The 19,112-nt window shown below is 44.1% G+C and carries 15 protein-coding genes; 6 read left to right on the top strand and 9 right to left on the bottom strand.

Annotation, left to right across the window (positions count from 1 at the left end; translation table 11 throughout):
- Window positions 1–321: 321 nt before the first annotated feature.
- The 5 genes from AMBT_RS00635 (at window position 322) to AMBT_RS00615 (ending at window position 5,609) form a co-directional block, all read left to right on the top strand.
- The gene (locus tag AMBT_RS00635) at window positions 322–2,187 is read left to right on the top strand and encodes a metallophosphoesterase family protein (protein WP_041452450.1); all 1,866 of its coding nucleotides are present in this window, start codon (window positions 322–324) and stop codon (window positions 2,185–2,187) included.
- Window positions 2,188–2,208: 21 nt separating this feature from the next.
- The gene (gene fldB, locus AMBT_RS00630) at window positions 2,209–2,748 is read left to right on the top strand and encodes a flavodoxin FldB (RefSeq protein ID WP_013782623.1); all 540 of its coding nucleotides are present in this window, start codon (window positions 2,209–2,211) and stop codon (window positions 2,746–2,748) included.
- Between the two features lie 2 nt (window positions 2,749–2,750).
- Window positions 2,751–3,536 (top strand): CLCA_X family protein, encoded by a 786-nt coding sequence (locus tag AMBT_RS00625; RefSeq protein WP_013782622.1) that lies wholly within the window; start codon window positions 2,751–2,753, stop codon window positions 3,534–3,536.
- Between the two features lie 140 nt (window positions 3,537–3,676).
- Window positions 3,677–4,084, top strand: coding sequence for an ExbD/TolR family protein (locus AMBT_RS00620; RefSeq protein ID WP_013782621.1), 408 nt, complete (start codon window positions 3,677–3,679; stop codon window positions 4,082–4,084).
- 172 nt (window positions 4,085–4,256) lie between these two features.
- Window positions 4,257–5,609: a choice-of-anchor A family protein gene (locus tag AMBT_RS00615; protein ID WP_013782620.1), complete on the top strand. Its 1,353-nt coding sequence runs from the start codon at window positions 4,257–4,259 to the stop codon at window positions 5,607–5,609.
- On the opposite strand, the gene AMBT_RS00610 is transcribed toward AMBT_RS00615, so the two are convergent.
- The 8 genes from AMBT_RS00610 to AMBT_RS00575 all read right to left on the bottom strand — a co-directional run bounded on the left by AMBT_RS00610 (window position 5,592) and on the right by AMBT_RS00575 (window position 16,316).
- Entirely contained in the window at window positions 5,592–8,174 is a 2,583-nt protein-coding gene (locus tag AMBT_RS00610; protein WP_013782619.1) for a cellulose synthase subunit BcsC-related outer membrane protein, read from the bottom strand. The genes AMBT_RS00615 and AMBT_RS00610 overlap by 18 nt on opposite strands.
- Window positions 8,174–9,232: a family 8 glycosyl hydrolase gene (locus AMBT_RS00605; protein WP_013782618.1), complete on the bottom strand. Its 1,059-nt coding sequence runs from the start codon at window positions 9,230–9,232 to the stop codon at window positions 8,174–8,176. Before AMBT_RS00605 ends, AMBT_RS00610 begins: the two co-directional genes overlap by 1 nt.
- The gene (locus tag AMBT_RS00600) at window positions 9,226–11,499 is read right to left on the bottom strand and encodes a cellulose synthase BcsB subunit (protein WP_013782617.1); all 2,274 of its coding nucleotides are present in this window, start codon (window positions 11,497–11,499) and stop codon (window positions 9,226–9,228) included. Before AMBT_RS00600 ends, AMBT_RS00605 begins: the two co-directional genes overlap by 7 nt.
- 2 nt (window positions 11,500–11,501) lie before the next feature.
- The gene (gene bcsA, locus AMBT_RS00595) at window positions 11,502–13,718 is read right to left on the bottom strand and encodes a UDP-forming cellulose synthase catalytic subunit (RefSeq protein ID WP_041452449.1); all 2,217 of its coding nucleotides are present in this window, start codon (window positions 13,716–13,718) and stop codon (window positions 11,502–11,504) included.
- Window positions 13,699–14,202 (bottom strand): hypothetical protein, encoded by a 504-nt coding sequence (locus AMBT_RS00590; protein WP_013782615.1) that lies wholly within the window; start codon window positions 14,200–14,202, stop codon window positions 13,699–13,701. Before AMBT_RS00590 ends, bcsA begins: the two co-directional genes overlap by 20 nt.
- A 201-nt stretch (window positions 14,203–14,403) precedes the next feature.
- Window positions 14,404–14,910, bottom strand: a complete 507-nt coding sequence (locus tag AMBT_RS00585; RefSeq protein WP_013782614.1) for a YgjV family protein — start codon at window positions 14,908–14,910, stop codon at window positions 14,404–14,406.
- 15 nt (window positions 14,911–14,925) lie between these two features.
- Window positions 14,926–15,642 carry a tRNA1(Val) (adenine(37)-N6)-methyltransferase gene (locus tag AMBT_RS00580; RefSeq protein ID WP_041452664.1) on the bottom strand — a complete coding sequence of 239 codons (717 nt, stop codon included), beginning with the start codon at window positions 15,640–15,642 and terminating at the stop codon, window positions 14,926–14,928.
- A gap of 53 nt (window positions 15,643–15,695) precedes the next feature.
- On the bottom strand, window positions 15,696–16,316 hold the full coding sequence (locus AMBT_RS00575; RefSeq protein ID WP_013782612.1) for an NAD(P)H-binding protein: 621 nt from the start codon (window positions 16,314–16,316) through the stop codon (window positions 15,696–15,698).
- Window positions 16,317–16,388: 72 nt separating this feature from the next.
- On the opposite strand from AMBT_RS00575, the gene AMBT_RS00570 reads away from it, so the two are divergent.
- Window positions 16,389–18,596, top strand: coding sequence for a S9 family peptidase (locus AMBT_RS00570; RefSeq protein WP_013782611.1), 2,208 nt, complete (start codon window positions 16,389–16,391; stop codon window positions 18,594–18,596).
- Window positions 18,597–18,733: 137 nt separating this feature from the next.
- On the opposite strand, the gene AMBT_RS00565 is transcribed toward AMBT_RS00570, so the two are convergent.
- Window positions 18,734–19,108, bottom strand: coding sequence for a PH domain-containing protein (locus tag AMBT_RS00565; RefSeq protein WP_013782610.1), 375 nt, complete (start codon window positions 19,106–19,108; stop codon window positions 18,734–18,736).
- Between the last annotated feature and the right edge of the window lie 4 nt (window positions 19,109–19,112).

Raw genomic sequence — 19,112 nt, 5'->3', positions numbered from 1 at the left:
AAACCTGCAAGCACCAGCACGCTTATAAAAAACCGCTAGCAACAAATCAGCCCGACAACGTGTTCACAGCCTATAATTCTATTGGCTACCCCATCTACGATACCGCCTGCACTTTGACCTACATTTTGACCTGCTTTTTGACCTACATCGTAAATAGTCAGACAAAGGCAAACTTATGGGCGAAAACCGTCACGGGTAAAGCCCATTAGGGTAAAAAAATGTAAGCGAGTATATCTACCATACCGTTTAAAGCCAAAAAAGAGTAAGGTACATTTTTCTTCTTGTTGCCTTTGGTAGGAGCATATTATTTCTGAGCAGTATATTCCTGCGGTGATTGCGGGCCCAATCGTTAGGCGAGTCACACAAAGTGCGTGTCATGTTTGGTTGGTAACACCTGAAGCTAATGCGCCAGCATTTGCACTAACACAGCATGGTGCAACGCTTAAAGCAGAGGTGACAGGCACCTGCGTACAAGTCGGTAAGCACGCCTTCATTCATTTATTATCTGCCACTGTTGATGAAAGCTTTACCGCCAATGTACCCATTTACTACCAACTCACCTTTACAGCGACTGAATGCCAAGAAAAGTGGCAACAAGAGCAAGCAGACTTACTTTATGCTAATCAAACTGCATTAAGCTTTTGCTGGACAAATAAACCAGAAACCCTATTGCATGGCTCATGTCGAAAGCCTCATTTTGATGGTGATGATGCCCTTGCTCAAGTTGATAATCTACTCGATAGCGCTATTACATCAAACAGCCCTCGCCCTGATGTGCTTATGATGACAGGCGATCAGGTATACACCGATGATGTAGCCGGCCCTACTTTGCAAGCCATTCACCAAGTCATTGCATTACTTGGGCTTTTTGAAGAGCCCCTTGATGGCGCGGTATTAGACAACTCGTCAGAGCTCCCTACTCACCCTCATGGTTTTTATGAACGTGAGCAGTTACTACCACAAACACAAACGAATACCGCTCTTTCATCACTCTTCTTTGGTGCCAAAAGAAAACCTATTTTCACCTCGGTGAATGCGCAAAATCACTTAATAAGCTGCGCCGAAGTAATGGCCATGTATTTCTTAGTGTGGTCGCCTGCCCTGTGGCGCAATGTGACTTTTCAAGTAAATGACATAGCCACGCAACACAAAGACACCTTTGAAAAAGAACAAAATGCCATTGAAGGATTTGTGAAAACGTTGCCCAAAGTCCGCCGTGCACTGGCGCATATTCCCGTTTACATGATTTTTGACGATCACGATGTTACCGACGACTGGAACTTAACCCGCGGTTGGGAACAAGAAGTTTATGGACACCCTTTTTCTAAACGTATGATTGGTAACGCCCTAACCGGTTACCTACTTTGCCAAGGATGGGGCAATGCGCCGCAAAAATGCACGCCGTTAATGGCTAAAGCCAGTGAAACCTTTACCGAAAATGGCATGGTCAAGCAAGATGAACTCATTGACCAATTGTTAGACTTTGAACATTGGAATTACCGCTTAGACACCACGCCCCCTATTGAGGTACTCGATACCCGAACGCGACGTTGGCGCTCTGAATCGAGTATGAAAAAGCCGTCAGGCTTGATGGACTGGGAAGCCTTATGCGACTTTCAGCATAACATTATTGGAAAGGAAGCGGTGATAGTGGTGTCGGCCGCCCCTATTTACGGGGTGAAGTTTATTGAAGCCATCCAAAAGACTTTCACCTTCTTTGGCAAAGCACTTACTGTGGATGCCGAGAACTGGATGGCGCACAAAGGCACGGCGAATGTTATGTTGAATATTTTTCGACATTACAAAACGCCCCCTGAATTTATTATTCTGTCAGGTGATGTTCACTACTCGTTTGTATACGATGTACGATTACGTTTTCAGCGCAATAGCCCTCACATCACCCAATTTACCTGTAGCGGATTAAAGAATGCGTTTCCCGAAGGCTTAATTCGCTGGTTAGATAGGCTTAACCGTGTTTTCTACGGGCCAAAATCTGTGCTTAACGTGTTCACAAGGCGCAGAAATATGTCGGTTACCGCCAGAGAACCATCATCAGGATACGGTGAGCTCTATAACGGCTGCGCCATCGGTATATTACAAATTTCACAAAATAGTACAGTTGTTGGCTGCAAAGCTTTGTTGAGCAACGGTAAAGAGGTAGAATTCCCGCCCATAAAAGATGATTAGTGTGTACGGAAAGAGGTTTTCATGAGTGATAATGCCCTGTCGATTGGCTTATTCTACGGTTCAACAACCTGTTATACGGAAATGGCAGCGGAAAAAATTCAGGCACAATTAAATAGCTTGTTCGATGAAAACATTGTAGATGTTCACAACATTAAAGATGTGAGCTTAGGCAGAACCGCCGACTACGACGTCATTATCTTCGGAATTTCTACCTGGGACTTTGGTGAACTGCAAGAAGACTGGGAATCTCATTGGGAAGAAGCTCACCAGCTTAATTTGGAAGGTAAAACCGTAGCCTTGTATGGCATGGGCGACCAACTTGGTTACGCTGATTGGTTTCAAGATGCCTTGGGTATGCTGCACGATGCTATCGCCCCTTCCAACTGCACTATTATTGGTTATTGGCCCAATGAGGGTTATGAGTTCACAGCGTCTAAAGCGTTAACTGAAGACAAGTCACACTTTTTAGGGCTCTCATTAGACGACGAAAACCAGTACGACAAATCAGAAGAACGTATTGCTGCATGGTGTGAACAACTGCTTATATCGTTAGCGGGTTAGCTGTGACCCAAGGGCGCATACATCAAGATTTCTATCGCAATGGACCTAGCCATAGGGATGGTGCCGATGTCACTTTTCAAGATATTCGCAAACTGTTTAATTTTTCGAGTATCACCATTGGAAAATGGGTAACGGCTGATGAACAACAAATAGCGGCTAACCTTTTCTTCGACGCCTTGTATGATCTGGCCACCATTTTAAACGTTAACGAACAAGTGCTGTCCTTAAACGGCACATTGTCGTTAGCCTTTGGTAGTGGCGGTCAAAAAGGCGCTAGCGCCCATTATAATAGTGCACGAAGACAGCTCGCACTGGCTAAGAATGCCGGTGCAGGCGCATTAGCTCATGAGTGGTTTCATGCGTTTGATCATTATATTGCGCCCAAAATGTTTGCCGACGCGGGCCCTGGTAGCTTCGCTTCGCAAGCTTGGCTAGATAATGTTCCACTAAATCCCCATCCGCTCAATGAAAAACTGAGTAATTGCTTCTCTTCGTTGTTTTTAGACAACAATAATCGGCCTAACGATTATTTTGTACGATCTGTAGAGGCGGATCGCGCATTAAAAATCTATTACTATGCGATGCCCCAAGAAATGGCCGCCAGAGCCTTTGAGGCCTGCGTTCAAGACCATACGATCAAAAACGCATTCTTAGTTCAAGGAACAAAAAGATCAACAGAGGCTAGACTTGGCATTTATCCTCATGGTAATTTGCGTATAGCGCTCAATGAGTCGTTGATGTTGTATTTTTACCAATTAGGCGTCGCCATTTCCCACAAACAATCATAAGTTTGTTGTTTTACGATGGAAACTGAGCAATTTTTCAGCAACAAGTGTTAACGAGCACGCTGTTTTGTACAAAACCCTGTTTATTTTTGTTACAGGCAGTATACTAATGTGCTCGAACGTAACAGAAAAAAGAAGACGAGATGAAAAGAAAAAAGCATACCTCGGCCGAAGACGAGGCTCAGATTGATATGACCCCCATGTTGGACATCGTGTTCATCATGTTGATTTTCTTCATCGTAACGACCTCGTTCGTGAAAGAAAAAGGGTTAGATACAAACCGCCCAGAAGACAATCAGTCTAATAATGATCAGCCTTCTAAAGCCCTATCTATTCGTATAGCTGCTGATGGCACTATCATGATGGGTGGCCGTGAAGTTGATATCCGCCGTGTTGTTGCAAACACGCAAACTTATTTAGCGGAAAACAACACTGATTCAGCAGCTATCCAAGCTGATGAAGATACTGAACACGGTACAGTGGTAGAAGTAATGAACCAGGTTAAAGTAGCTGGTATCGCTAAAGTGTCGGTACTGGTTAAGAAAGGCTAGTTCTTTCGAAAGTTTTAAAAAGCCGCCTCTAGGGCGGCTTTTTCGTATCTATACCTATACGAAAGTATCTCTTGTGGTAATGCGCACATTTTGTTCTGATCGTACCATTCGGTGTGCCTGGAAATCCATGTTGAAAATTGATTCCAGTTGCTGATTTCACTGGAGCAAAAATATGTCAACTATGCGTAAACACACAATTTCAACGAAACTCGCCAGTTCCCTAGGCGCGCTAACCCTGGCGGTTAGTGCACAAGGTATTGTTCATGCCACTCAAATTACCTTAAGCGAAGCCTTCGACTACAATGCATTCATCTTCGAAGACTATACCGGTTACTACTCCGATGTAGAGGGTAGCCTTGCTGTTGGCGGTAACCTAGTTGTAAACGATTTTGATGTAGGCCTGCAACTTTCCCCAGATTTAACCACAAGCTCATTGTTTGTGGGTGGCGATATCGCCTATACGAACGGAAAAATTCGTAACGGCCAAACCACCGTTAGCGGCAATATTGTGGCTAACAGTGTTGAGTTTGAAGGCGCCGTTAATGCAGCTGACAACGCCACTATTACCGAAAGTACGGTATTAAGCGGCGATGTTAATGTGGGAGGTGCTTTTACCTCAACTAATGCACAAATCAATGACGGCGATATTCATGCAGGCAGTGTACAGCTAACCAATACTAGCGTAGAAAACGGTGATATTCGTTCGGTTGATAGTGTTGCACTAATTAGCTCTGAAGTGACCGATGGCAGCATTTCCGCCGGTGGCACGGTTGTCCTTGATATGCACTCTACAGTCAGTGACGGCATCATTGCAGACGCTGTAACACCTGCGTCGATAGATAATATCGACTTTGACGCTATAGAATCTGAAATCAAAGCACAGTCGTTAGCATTCGCTGACATGACGGTAAACGGCAGTACAACTTTTTATTGCCAAGGCGATACAAGCTGTGCAGATAGCACTAACGTAGACGGTATCGTGTTCTCTGGTGATGACAGCATCAATATTTACGACATCGATGCCGACTGGTTATCTGTGGCGAACAAGAGTATTACGTACGACTTCTCAACCACTAGCTATAACATCATTAACGTAACAGGTGATGCGGTTGACTTGTTTAATACCGGTTTTTTCAATACTGCGTTTGCTGGGCAGTATCAAGATAACGACCAAAATGCGAATTACCGTCACGACGGTACTTACACCAATAACATTCTATTTAACTTTGTTGACGCCACCAGCGTGACTATTCAGTCCATAGGGGTTAAGGGAAGCATATTAGCGCCTTATGCCGATATTGCTTTTTACAACGGCCATGTTGACGGGAACCTTATTGCGAGTAGCGTGTTTACCCCAGAGGTTTATCTAACCAATGATGATGGCGTTGAATATTTAGCACCCACAGGGCAAGTAAACAATTATAGTTTCGGCGTAACGCAAGTATCTGCACCGGGCTCAATACTGCTTATGCTTCCTGCTTTCGCGGTAGTGTTCATTCGCAATAAGCTAAAGCGCAAAACCTGATAACCGTGGTGACGAGCGCATTAGCTCGTCACTGGTTACGCCCTCGCCTTTTCCTGGTCGCCAACGTATTTGTATCCCCGCCTCAAAAGCCTGATATTCCACCGCAAAGGCTTTACCTACGTAGCCCGCTACTATCCAATGGTTAGACAATCTATATTGGCCTTCAAACATCATATTGCCACTTAAGCCAGTACTACGATTATAAGGCAGATGTAAGCTTGATAGCGGGTTGCTGCTATCATTCGCTGTTAATAGGGGAAACCGAGGATCGCTAGGCTCTGCCAATCTAGACAGCCCTAATGAGGTACTTAACTTAAATTGCCAACGGTGCGCTTCCATCGTCAGTAGTTCAGAATAACCGCCAATACTTACCATATAATTTGGGCTGAAATACCCACCATGCCCGTAAGTAAAACCGCTTAGATTTTCATCGTACCCTAAATAACTGAAAAAAGGTCCTACGCGCCAGTAATCCAACCTAGGCGATATTTGTGGCGCAAGGTTATAGTTTACATCCGTACGAAGAGATAAATATTTATTATCGGCAACCCCATCGCCGCTTAAACTGGCCCACGTCAATGTACCCGCTATCGACCACTGCGGTTTGAAGCTGTGTGCAGCTAACACCGAAACGCCGTCGGCTATAACATAGCCCCAACGTTCGGTCTGTTCGCTATTGAAGGTACCGGACTGGCTCAATAGACTATCGGTTTTAGGTAAATGAAATAGCGTTGTCGCCAACGTCACTTCAGGTAAAAACCACGTTGCTGAAAGTTGCCCTGTTAGTTCTGCGTCAACAGGCTGGTCGAATAATTCATACTCTAGGTTAGCGTAAAAATTAAAAGCGCTTTGTTGATACATGACTTCAGCGCGCAACCCTTTATCTTCAAAACCAGAAATGCCTGCAAAATCATCTGAAGCTTGCCCATCAGCAAACCAACTGTTTGTTGCAGGCTTACCGCTATACAATTGTTGATAATCTAGCGCAACTTGCCATTGCCAACTGTCTACCATGCCGCCAACGCCAATATAGCTAGTGAATACATCAAAATTGCCCAGCCCTTCATCACCGCTTCGAGAACGCGTCCTCAAACCCGCCACTACGGTATAAGCATCTTTAGTTTGCGCTGTTGTCGCTCTAGCATCATCAAGATTATAAGATAAGATAAATTGCTTTCTTGGCCATGCACTGGCGGCGTCTTGTTGCTTTAGAATGAGTGCAACCGAAGGGTATTTTTCAGCTAATGCAGCACGCCCCTCGTCATTTTCTAACCCTATAAGCGCATTGGCGATATCGATGTTACTCGCCTCACCTGCAGTTAGTTGTGATGCAAGCGTTGCGGAAAAAGCATCTCTGGCAATTTGCGCATTTTCATCGTTAAGACGATTGCTTGCTTGTAACGCACTCCACCCCAACAGTGCTTGTTCATCACCGCTTAAACGCCGAATATTTCGTAATGCTAATCCAGCATCCACACTTCGCTGAAATTGCTCGTTGTTGTAATGTTCGGCCTGTTCGGAAGCTAAAAAGTCAGCACAGCGAGTGAGGAATTTTTGCGAGCTTGCTTGTTCGCATGCGTAAGAGCCCGCCTGGGCATTTTTCCCCTGCCCTCGCAGACTCAGCCACACCCCTTCATGATTTTCTAACAGTTCAAATAAATCATAAGCAGCGTGATAGCGCTCGGCGTCATAGCGTTTCCAAGCCTCTCCCAATAGCGTTTCACTCACCTGCTCAGCATCTCCCCCTAACAACATCGACTTGAGCTGCGCTGCGCTTTTTTTGGTAATGCTGTCTTTGGTAATGCTGTCATCTTTATTGTTGGTATTAGCGCTGTTGCTCAAGAGTTGCTGAATTCGCGCATTCACAATGGCACGCTTACCATCAACTACGCCTTTTTTCTGCACTACGGTTTCATGTAAGGCTTCTGCGCGCTCGAAATGATGCTGAGCATCGCTAAGCATGCCTTTGTCTAGAGCAGCCCACCCCAATAACATGTGATAATCGTAACGTGCTAGGCTGTCAGCTAACATTGATAACTGGTTAAGCTCACGTGCGCTAATAAGCACACGTTGCGCTGATGTTTTTTGCGCAAATTTTTGAAGTGGGGCGTCTTTCGCCACCGTGTTTTGCGAAGGCGCATTTGATGTTGCCGGATTCGACGCAGCCTGATTTGAAGCAGCCCGATTTGAAGCAGACTGTTCTAAAGCTTTCTGATTTGTAACAACATCAGAGGACTTGGAAGGATTGTTTAATTGATACAATGCTGTTTCAACGTCGCTAGGTACTACCCATTGCGGAAACGCACTTTTAAGCCTTCCTAATTCTCGGTTTGCCAGTTGTGTTTGCTTTTGGTTGATGTGATACCACAACCCCGTAACATCAGGTTTGCCATATTCGGCTACTTGTAGCGGTTTATCTTGCTGCTCTTTAAACGTAGTAGAGGCTTCTGCGCTAACTTGTGCGCTGACTTGGGCGCCGCCTAACAACGAGCCCACAATACCGGCCGATAGCACCGCTAAAAAAAATGTTGTGGGGCGCTTTTTGCAATAAAATTGTGATGACATTAAGACTTGGCATCCATAACAGCAACCATAGAGAGCAAGGTTAAACTCGCCGAATAATAATCCATATTTCTGTCAATCGCTGGAAGTGACAGTGGACTACCATCAATAATATGTTTTACCGCAGACTCAACGGCTTTCATCCCTGGTGTCATCGCATATTCAGCTATTTCATTGGTGAGTAAATTGACGGTAGCCGGTGTATTTTCTATGTCCCACCAGCGCTCAAAATCAGAATAAAATGCGGCATCATCTATACCTGCCCACGCAAGGTGAAGGGGTATACGACAGGCATTAAAGCCATATTCCTGAGACACAGTATTGGTTAAAGACAAGGCTCCTTCGTTCACTCTTAACCAGTCTGGGGGCAGTTTGTGTTTAGAAAAACGTGCTTTGTAAATAAGCGCAGTGCCACTGCGGTGTAATGCTTTCCAGCGTAGTGCCCGAGACGAAACCTCAGTAATCGCATCAATGGCGGGAAACACCCAATAAGACAAATTAAGTTGTATGCCCTCATCATTACTCTCATCACTCTTAAAACCGAACTCTCCTGGCAATAGCACTAGGAACGCTTCGGTTTCAATAAACAACTTTTCTTCGATAGCCGTTATGATGACTTGAGCATCATGCCGATAGCTTTTTTCTCCCCACTTATCAGCAGCACGCAGAAGTGCCCAAGCAATAAGTAGGTCGCCATCTGAGGCGTTATTTGGGTCGTCTATACATTGCTTATTTTTACTTTCACAGGGGCGGTAGCGCCAATGAAATAGCTTATCGTCCCGCTGAAGTACAGTGTGAGTCCACATCCATATACTATCAAAAGCGGTTCTGTCGTTAGCAGCAACCGCGAACAATAGACCGTACCCTTGCCCCTCACTATGAGATACATCGCCATTACCCGTATCGATGATACGACCATTGTCGATAAACAAGGCTTTATAGGCTTGAAACGCTTCTTGTATTTCACGCTCTTCAGGGTTGCTACATGACGCCAATATACCTAGCAGCCCAAACAGGCCGACGAGTCGAATGAACCGCCAGCCCCTACCGCCGTCTACCATGAATCTTGTGCTCTTTTGTTTCGGCGTCGCAGCAACAAGTAAATCAATAAGCTTACGAAGAATACTAATACCATGAAGGTGACTAACCAATACCAAGGGTTGTTAGACAACCACAAACGAAGAGTGAGTAAAACATCATCCGGTTCACCCATTTCATATTTATCGTTAACCTGCATAACCAACAAGGGTGATTCGTTGTCATTCCAAACAAAGAAGTCGCCTGCCATTTGTCCCCATAGAGATAAACTAATCAGGTCATCCACTCTCGCGGCCAATTTTTCAGGTGTTTGTGCAACCAATAAAAATAGGGTGTCGGTATTCGTGCCGTTGGGGTGGCGCTGCGCGACAAACACCGCATTATCGCCCAAATCACTTTCCTGTACTGTAGTGCCTTCGGTAAGCATTTGGCGGTAAGATTTATCGTTGCTGAAATCTCTCACACGGTTGTACAACATATTTTGTGCGCGGTAGGGCCAACGCTTGGTATTCCCAATGGCAGTGACAAAACTATCTTGTTCAAAACTATTTAGTGTTTCAGGGCTTCCTAATACAATTAATGAACCCTTATCTTCATTTGCGTCTTTAGTGATTGATAGATTCAGCAGAGGAATTTTTGCAACTTGAGCAAGCTTGCCAGCAAGGGTCAATGCACTGTTTAAATAGTCGTTAGACGGTATAAATATTTGGCTTTTAGGCGCTGAATTAAAACGTGCTAACGGATAGCCAGTATCACCAAATAAACCTAGATCAGGCTGAACGGCTACATGGCCTGCTTGAGGAAGGTGTATGCTAGAGCTGTTGTTAAATTGGAACAATAAATGAGAGCTTTGCACATCGTTACATGCAAGCCCTGCAACGGGCGGGCGCATAGTAATGATAAAGCTAATACTGTTCGTTCCACCTTTAAAAAATCGTGCTGGGATCTTCAGCTGATAATCCCTAAAAGATTCACCATTCACATCGCCAAGATACAAGCCGTGAACGAGTTCACCGTTCACATTTACGTTCATTGAAGAGCCCGGCCCAATGCCCGCCCCATAGCCAAAATCGAGAAGGAATTCTACGCTGGCATTTTCAGGTACAAAGAAATCAGCGGGTAGCGTTAATAAAACATTTTTCTCAAAGCGCCCTTCATCCACAAATTGATCGCTAGATACCCCAATATCGCTAAAGGTGTAACTTTCACCGGGTTGCAATGCAGCAGTCTGTTGCAACGCTACTGCATCCATTTGCGTTTGAAAGCGCACGATAGTACGAGCACCTGGGTTAAGCATATCGTCCATTACCGACAAGGCTTTTGCTGCATCAAAAACCTCATCGTTATTATTTCCGCTAACAATAAGTCGGTATGATGCTGGCACCCAAGTTTTATCGACAGCGACAAATGCTTCGGTGCGTTGCACTTTTAAGAAGGGGCCGTTAATTTCATTGACAACCGCATCAGATAATACCGGAGACAATGCTTGCTTATTCCCAACCAGAACATGAACCTCCCGCGTTTTGTCTTCAGCTAAATACCATGCCGTTTTTTCATACGCGCCTATTCTATTTTCACTCCAAAACTCCTCATCTTGTTGAGTAACTTTAGGTAAAACATACCCCTGTGGAATGGGCGTATGCATGATGCTAAGAGGTTGATATTGGTTTCTAAGGGCCAGCGCCTGTGCCACTAACGGCAACGTTTTTTCGATAATTTCGCTATCGGCATCCTCAGCAGTAAGTAATTGAACACTGCGTTGCCCGCCTATACCTGCACTAAAAAATCCCGATAAATCTTTAATACCAAAATTATCCACGTCAATATCAGCATCTACTGTAAGCGAAGAAGTATAAAGGTTCACCTCGCTCCATAATTCCGGAGCGCTACCGTTTACGCATTGCATGGCGTAGTGCTGGCTAACTGCCAAGGTTAAATTATTAAACCCCTCGCGCCAAAGCTGAGAAGGAATATCAATGGTTGAGATAATAGTGGGTTGGTTTGGGGAGTAAGCTATTTGCCCAATGGTGGCATTGTTAAATCGCACATACATTTGTGAACGTTTCTCAACGAGCGCCTGTGAACTCACAATTTCTATTCTAAGAGAGGCCTTCGATATATCACTAATAGCACTTAGCGGTATTGCGATATCCACGCTACTAGATTTCCCTTCTAATCGCGCAATACTGTCACCAGCATAAAAATCACTAAGTCGAAAAGTTTGTGTTTCAGCCATGATGCTTACAGAGAAAAACAAGCTAAACATCAGTAAGAAGTAAGGTTTTATCATTATTATTCCTTCAATACCCCAGAACGCATTTTAATTCGTAGAAGCAGCTTTTTTAGTAAGAAAAACAAATGAGCAAATATAGGGCCTAGTCCTACATTTAGAACATGTCGCATACCAAACCAATATGAAATCGGGCGAGTTCGGCGTCGTTGAAACGATTGCCAGCGTCTACTGTCACATAAACAATAGGCCACAACGTTATTTCGTTCCACATCACTTTGTGGATTGAAGGTTGCACGTAACGTCTTCTTATCGCTATCAAATTCGACGACTTTCATATTTAAATCTACATTAGATTTTAGCGCTTCTGTCCAAGAAGTTAATACCACATTAGATGGAATTATCGATAAATCCCCCCTAATTTGTACCTTTACCCCGCTAGAAGACAAGTCGTTTAGCTCTCCTACCCAAGCTTGCCCTTCGTGCGTTCTAATCACCACGTTATCGGTGGCGGGTAGTCGTGATTGGCTTCTCAGTTGTTTACGCTCAAGCAATACACTCATAGCGCTGAACAAAAGTAATAAATTGAAACCATTCCATAGCAGCACAACTAGCGTGAGCTCTCGGGTAAGCGGTTCATTAATGAATTTATAAATGCCGATGATCATGGCAAACGAAAGCAATGCGGTTATCCAGTAGAACACGTTAGAAAGTGGCGAAACAAAGTTCTTATCTAAACTCTCCCCTTTCGGGGTAACCACAAATGAGGGCGCGCGAGGTTTTAAAAATACCTTGATGAGCGCCATCAGTGTGAATGCGCACTGTAAAATTTCGTATAACTCAGAAACCAGCGGCCATCGGGTTCGCCCAAATAGCATGGTGGAAATCATGTATGTTGCGATAACATGGGGCATGGTGAACGCCAGAATTTCCATCATCGAGGCATGGTAAACCTGTAGCCCAAACACCAAATAACCAAGCGGCATTAGCAGAAAGACAACCCGTGCGAAGGGAAACAGCCAAAACATTATAGAGCTCATGTAGCCAACGCGTTGATACCAAGACAATCCCTTCGCGTTATAGGGTTTTTTCAGCAATAGAATTTGGGTCATTCCCTGTGCCCAGCGCATCCTTTGCTGTATGAAAGCATCAAAGGTTTCTGGCGCTAATCCGCTTACCATCGGGCGGTCAACATACACTGATTCATAGCCCATTTTATGTAAGTCTAAAGCGGTTTCTGCATCCTCGGTAATAGACTCTCCCGAGATCCCCCCGACTAACTCTAAATGTGCCCTGCGCATTAACGCAGCCGACCCACAAAAAAACGAACTAGACCAGTAATCTAAGCCCTTTTGAATAGTGCCGTAAAACATGTCGTTTTCAGAAGGCATACGGGTAAACGCCGAGAAATAGTTTCGTTCGACGGGGTCTGGGTTCGCCATAAAGTGAGGGGTTTGTACCAAAAACACTTTTTCTTTCTTAACCATCCAAGGCACAGTTCGGCTTAAAAAGTCGCTAGTGGGCACGTGGTCTGCATCTAAAATAACAATAAGCTCACCAGAGGTATTATTAATGGCGCTGTTCACGTTACCTGCTTTTGCGTAAAGGTTCTGCGCTCGTGTATGGTAGGTAACTCCTAGCCTTTCACAAAGCGCCTTCAATTCTGCGCGGCGCTCTACGGCTATTTGCGCTTTCTTTGCCTCTGCTTGATTTATTTTTTCGTCGGTACCGCCGTCATCCAACAGATGAATACTGACTTTGTCAGCAGGATAATCCATCACTTTGGCTGCTCGAATAGTGATTTCTAAAATGTCTTGTGATTCATTGTAGGTGGGGATCATGACATCGACAGTGGGCAACTGCGTTCTATCTATATCATCAAGAGAAAGCTGGGGGCGACTAAGTGGGAACACATTGACAATACACCCTAGAATTGAAGTAATTCCAGCATAAATTTCAGCTAAAAAAAGAAGCCATATGGCAATAAATGAAAATACATCAGTGGCAGAAAGAGTATATAAGCCCCGCCAGAATAAATAGCGCAAGGTTATAGCGATACCAAGTACCAGCGCGAGTGTTCTAAAGAAATATTGAAACCGTTGTGCGAAATTGGCTTCACGGCTACATATTGAGATGATAACCAAAATAATGGAAGAAGAGACCAGTTGACCTGCTGCGTCCATAGGGGCTAGAAGCAATAATCCTAGGAGCGTGGATGCAATAAGCAGGGCAATTAGAAGATAACGAGTGTGGTGCTTATTAGTTAACGAATTGCCCAAGGTTACTATCCATAATATTAACGTGAGTCACGTTAGCATAGCTCGCTCTATTGATTAACGTAACCTTACCGTCTGCAATTTCGAGCTCGTGGTTACTCTGGTAAAACATTCGAGAAATGCTGTCGCGCGTTTTCTGGCTACTACGACCCAATAAGAACCAAGCCGGGTACGTTGCCACGCCCAAAGCCATTACCACTACCATACTGAAAAACACGAACGGGGTAAGAATAGGAGCCATGTACAAAGAGAAAAATAATGCTCCCATACAGGCTAAGGTAATAACCCCTGTCACTTTACGCAGTCGTTTAATTTTTAACAACTTTTTTTCTGCGCTAACATATAAGTTAAGACGCTTTTTCCACAGCTGTTCAGTCTCTTCTTTAGACTGACCACCAATCAGCTTCGCACAGGGCTCGGCTGCTTCATCAATATGACTATCGGCAAGCGATGTCACTCGATGAGCGTGCAAGTTCACTACATTCATAAAATACACCACTTCTCAGACTACGGAAGAGTTTACAAATACTCTTGCAAGGTAAAAATCTGAGGCCTGATACCCTCAGATGATTCTTTATACCCATTGAAGTGGTGTGATTAAATTCAACTTTGGCTTATTAGCATAAAGTAGAAAGCATAAAGCAATGTTTTAAAAGGCTTTTTAAAAACCTCGCTCAGCCACTTTAGACTAATGGTTTACCTTCTTTTTATCACTAATCATCTTTGTCACAATACTAAATAAGTTACTGATATTAAAAACGGTACCAAAAATACTACCTACTGAGAGGGCGTACATAAGCCCTAGTGTTTCTGCGAGCAAAAAATATCGTCTTATTTTGTCTGTTTCCTTTAAGACAATTGAGCCTATCGTAAAAATGAGGGATGACGCATAGGCGATAAAAATGTTCCAGTCATGGTGCAGAATAAACCACTCATACAGCATGAATAGGATATTGGCGGCCACGAAAATAAACAGAACCCATCGACTACGGTTTTTAATAGCAATGAAATTACGTAACCCCGCTAAGCATGTACCCACGCCGGCAGCCATGGCATCAAGCATAAAGAAGTGCACGCTTAAGCTCAGCAAAGCAAAGGCAGAGATAAACAAATAGCGCTCAACTCTATTTTGTCTATAACCTATAAAATTGAGTACGACGGCAATAGCACCGAACGCTTCAGCTACAATCAACATGCCAAACTACCTGTGTTAAAAGCGTAAATAAAAATCGCGGCAAAGCGCTTTGAAACGACTTGAGTAATCTCCGGATTCATCTCTAATTACCAAATTCTCAATAACGCTCTTTTTGTGTTGTTTACTCATACAAAATACCGTCACATAAGGGGAGTGTTGGTCATTGTGCTGCACTCTTAATATACGATTCGTGGCTAAGCCTATTTCAGCAGCTAAGTCTGTAATTTCGCTCTCCCGAGCAAAAGGATAAAGGCAATAGAACTCACCCGTACTGGTAAGGTGCTCAATGACAAATGAAAATAGATGCGCTGGAGTAAGTGAAACAGTTTGCCTAGCCTGTTCTCTAGTGTCACTTTGCGAATTGTAGGCATGACTATGGCCTTTTACCTGCTCGAAATAGGGCGGATTAGACACGATAAAATCGAAAGTGTTATCCGCTACTAAGTCGGACAACTTGGTGTGCTGCACCACTATTTTTGTTGGCCAGGGCGAAGCCCCTACGTTTGCGCTTGCTTGCAGTGCTGCGCCTTCGTCGATATCGATAGCGGTGATTTTTGCCGATGCTAAAGACTGTTGCGCCATCATTAGCGCGAGAATGCCCGTGCCAGTGCCTATATCAAGAATATGCGCACTTTGATTAGGCTTAGCCCAACTACCTAAAATCATACTGTCGGTATTTACCTTCATGGCACAATTGGTTTGATTAACAACAAATTGCTTGCAGCGAAACATGGTGGTTCTCTTTATGTTTTTGTTTGTGTTTTCTAGAACGTGATGCTCTAACGCTACCACTTTTGCCTTGTCATCATGTTTCTTGCTACATCGGAAGCATGCACTGGGCGGTATTTTTTCAACGGCCCTTGCATCAGCATTTTCCAAGCAGGTGCAGTTTTTTGTGCCACATCTTCAAGAGTGCGAGATTCGCTTCGCGCACCTAATAAAAGTGAAGGACGTACTGCTGCCGCATGTGGAAGCTGAGGCATGCGCATTATCGCGTTTTCTAACTCGCCTTTCACCCGTAAATAAAAGTTACTGCTTTTTGCATCAGCCCCTACCGATGAGATCCACACAAAGCTGCCGGTTCGCTGGGCACGGGTTAGTTGCGCGGCAATATGCACGTATTCGAAATCAACGCGCCTAAACGCCGATTTAGAGCCAGCTTGTTTAAGTGTGGTACCTAAACAGCAATACACGTGATCAACACTAAAATACCCTTGGTAGTCCTGCAGGTTATTAAAATCGATAACCACGGGTTTTAACCTATTATATGGGTCGGAAAATTGACTAGACTGCAGCGGTTTTCTAACCAAACAGGTCACTTCGCTGTAGCGACGGTCCTGTAAAAGTATATTTACCAACGTTCGTCCCACTAATCCGGTCGCTCCTAGCACCATTGCGGTTTTCATACTTAGTACCTTGTATCCTAAGACAGTTTCTCTACAATCAACCATTCGACAGTTAAAAATATGCAGATAAAAATGAAAAAAGCCTTTTTAATAGGAGCCGCTATGCTCTCTACCGCTGTACAGGCCGCACCGCTCGATATTGAGCGTATTTTCGCTTCTCCTTCCCTTGATGGCAATGCGCCTCGTGCACTTAAAGTTTCTCCAGATGGAGAAAGAGTTACGTTCTTAAAAGGAAAACAGACCGATTATGAACGTCTCGATTTATGGGAATACCATATAGACAGTGGCGAAACCCGCCTATTGTTCGATTCAAATGACCTTCAAAGTGGCGAAGAAGTGTTAAGTGACGAAGAAAAAGCCCGTCGCGAACGTATGCGTCTGTCGGGTAGTGGCATTGTAAGCTATCAATGGTCTGCAGACGGTAAGGCCCTCCTTTTCCCGCTTGGTGGTGATGTGTATTACCACAAACTCGGCGAAAAAGGGGCAAAACAACTTCTTGATACCGACGTATTCGAGACTGATATTAAGCTTTCTCCTAAAGGAAATTACATTTCTTTCATTCGCGACCAAAACTTGTTTGTAAAACATATTGAGTCAGGCAAAGAAACCGCCATCACAAAAGAAGGCGGCGGTAACATTAAATTTGGTATGGCCGAATTCGTTGCTCAAGAAGAAATGGGCAGAATGACTGGTTACTGGTGGTCACCAGATGAAAGCTTTATTGCATTTACCAAAGTAGATGAAAGCCCTGTAGATGTGATTTCTCGGTCAGAAATTTATGCCGACGACATTAAAACCATAGAACAAAAATACCCCAAAGCAGGCACCAACAATGTACTTGTTGAGCTTGCTATCCAGAATATCAATAACGGTGCACGTAGATGGGTAGACTTAGGCGAAGACAAAGACATATACCTTGCCCGCGGTAAATGGATGCCTAACAGTGAAACTTTCACCTATCAGTGGCAAACTCGCGACCAACAGACTCTTGAGCTGCGAGCGTATAACGTTCCAACAGAAAAGCAGAGCGTACTGTTAAGCGAAACCAGTAATACGTGGGTTAACTTACACAACGATTTATACTTTTTGTCTGACTCAGACCAGTTTATTTGGGCTTCTGAGCGAGATGGCTTCAAGCACCTTTACCTTTACGAGAACAGTGGCAAGTTAGTTCGCCAGTTAACTCAAGGCGATTGGGTGGTTGATAACATTGAAGCGGTTGATGCCAAGAATAATCGAATTTATTTCGCGGGCCGTAAAGACACGCCGCTTGAAAGCCATGCCTATTCGGTATCGTTAGACGGTGGCGATATTTCACGTATTACCAATGAAGGCGCTTATCACAGTGTGTCATTCAGTAAAGATGCCTCCATCTTTATCGACCGTTTATCTACTATTAACTCACCTGCCCAAGTAAGTTTAAATGATGCCTCTGGCAAGCGTATTACATGGCTTGAAGAAAATAAGGTAGAAGAAGGCCACCCGCTATATCCCTACATGGACACGTGGACTAAACCTGAATTTGGCGACATTACCACCAAAGACGGCGCAACCTTAAAGTACCGTATTTACAAACCTGAAAACCTTGAAAAGAAACACCCTGTTATTGTGTATCTTTACGGTGGTCCACACGCGCAAGTTGTGACGAATAGCTGGGCAGGTAACCGCGGGTTACTGATGCAGCATTGGGTAGATAAAGGCTATGTAGTGTTTACCCTTGATAACAGAGGCTCTAACTACCGTGGAAAGGCATTTGAAGATCCTATCTATAAGAAAATGGGCTTTGTAGAAGTTGACGACCAAGTCGCTGGTGTTGAGTTCTTGCGAACCCTACCGTATGTAGATGCTAAGCGTATTGGTGTTCATGGCCACAGTTATGGCGGTTACATGACGCTAATGACCATGTTTAAAGCGGGCGACTACTTCCAAGCAGGTGTGTCTGGTGCTCCCGTTACCGACTGGCGCTTGTACGATACGCATTACACTGAACGCTATATGGGCAACCCTAAAACTGATGACGATGCATACACAGCCTCTTCCGTATTCCCTTACGCGAAAGACTTAAAAGGTGACTTGCTTATTTATCACGGAATGGCTGACGATAACGTACTGTTCACCCACTCTACGATGCTATACAAGCATCTTCAAGATTTGGCAATTCCATTTGAAACCATGGATTACCCAGGTAAGAAGCACAGCATTCGTGGTAAGCAAACGGGTATTCACTTGTACAAAACCATTACTAACTTCTTCGACAGAAATTTAACGCCTGAGCAATAAGGTTTTAAATTTTAGGCGTTGAGAAAAACGGTAAATAAAAAAACGGCGGGGCTTTTAAAAGCACCGCCGTTTTTATTTATACTTCACTTTCTCTATTTCAAACCGCCGTGAAACCCCAGCCGTTCATCAATATAGAATTAAGCAAACATCTGATTGGCTAAGTTTTTCTGTACATCTTGCGCAGATGCTTTACTTAACTCAATTTCTATAGCGTCACTTTTACCTGATAACCATATTTTTAGTTCTGCATCGGTATCGAAGTGTCCTGCCGTTTCTACCACAAACTGGGTAATCGACTTATAAGGAATAGAATGGTAGTTAACCTTTCTGCCCGTTAGCCCTTGCTTATCAATAAGAATTAGTCGCTTATTGGTAAATACGCTTAAATCTCTTACTAGTTTAAATGCTGCGGTGACGGTTTCATTTTCAGCCAATATGGGTGAGAGTTCTTCATTTACCGCTTCAGCACTGGTTTCACTAGCGTTACCTAGCAAGGTGTCAAATAAGCCCATTTTA

This window comes from Alteromonas naphthalenivorans (assembly GCF_000213655.1).
Classification (GTDB): domain Bacteria; phylum Pseudomonadota; class Gammaproteobacteria; order Enterobacterales; family Alteromonadaceae; genus Alteromonas; species Alteromonas naphthalenivorans.
This window is presented reverse-complemented; position numbering and strand designations above follow the sequence as displayed.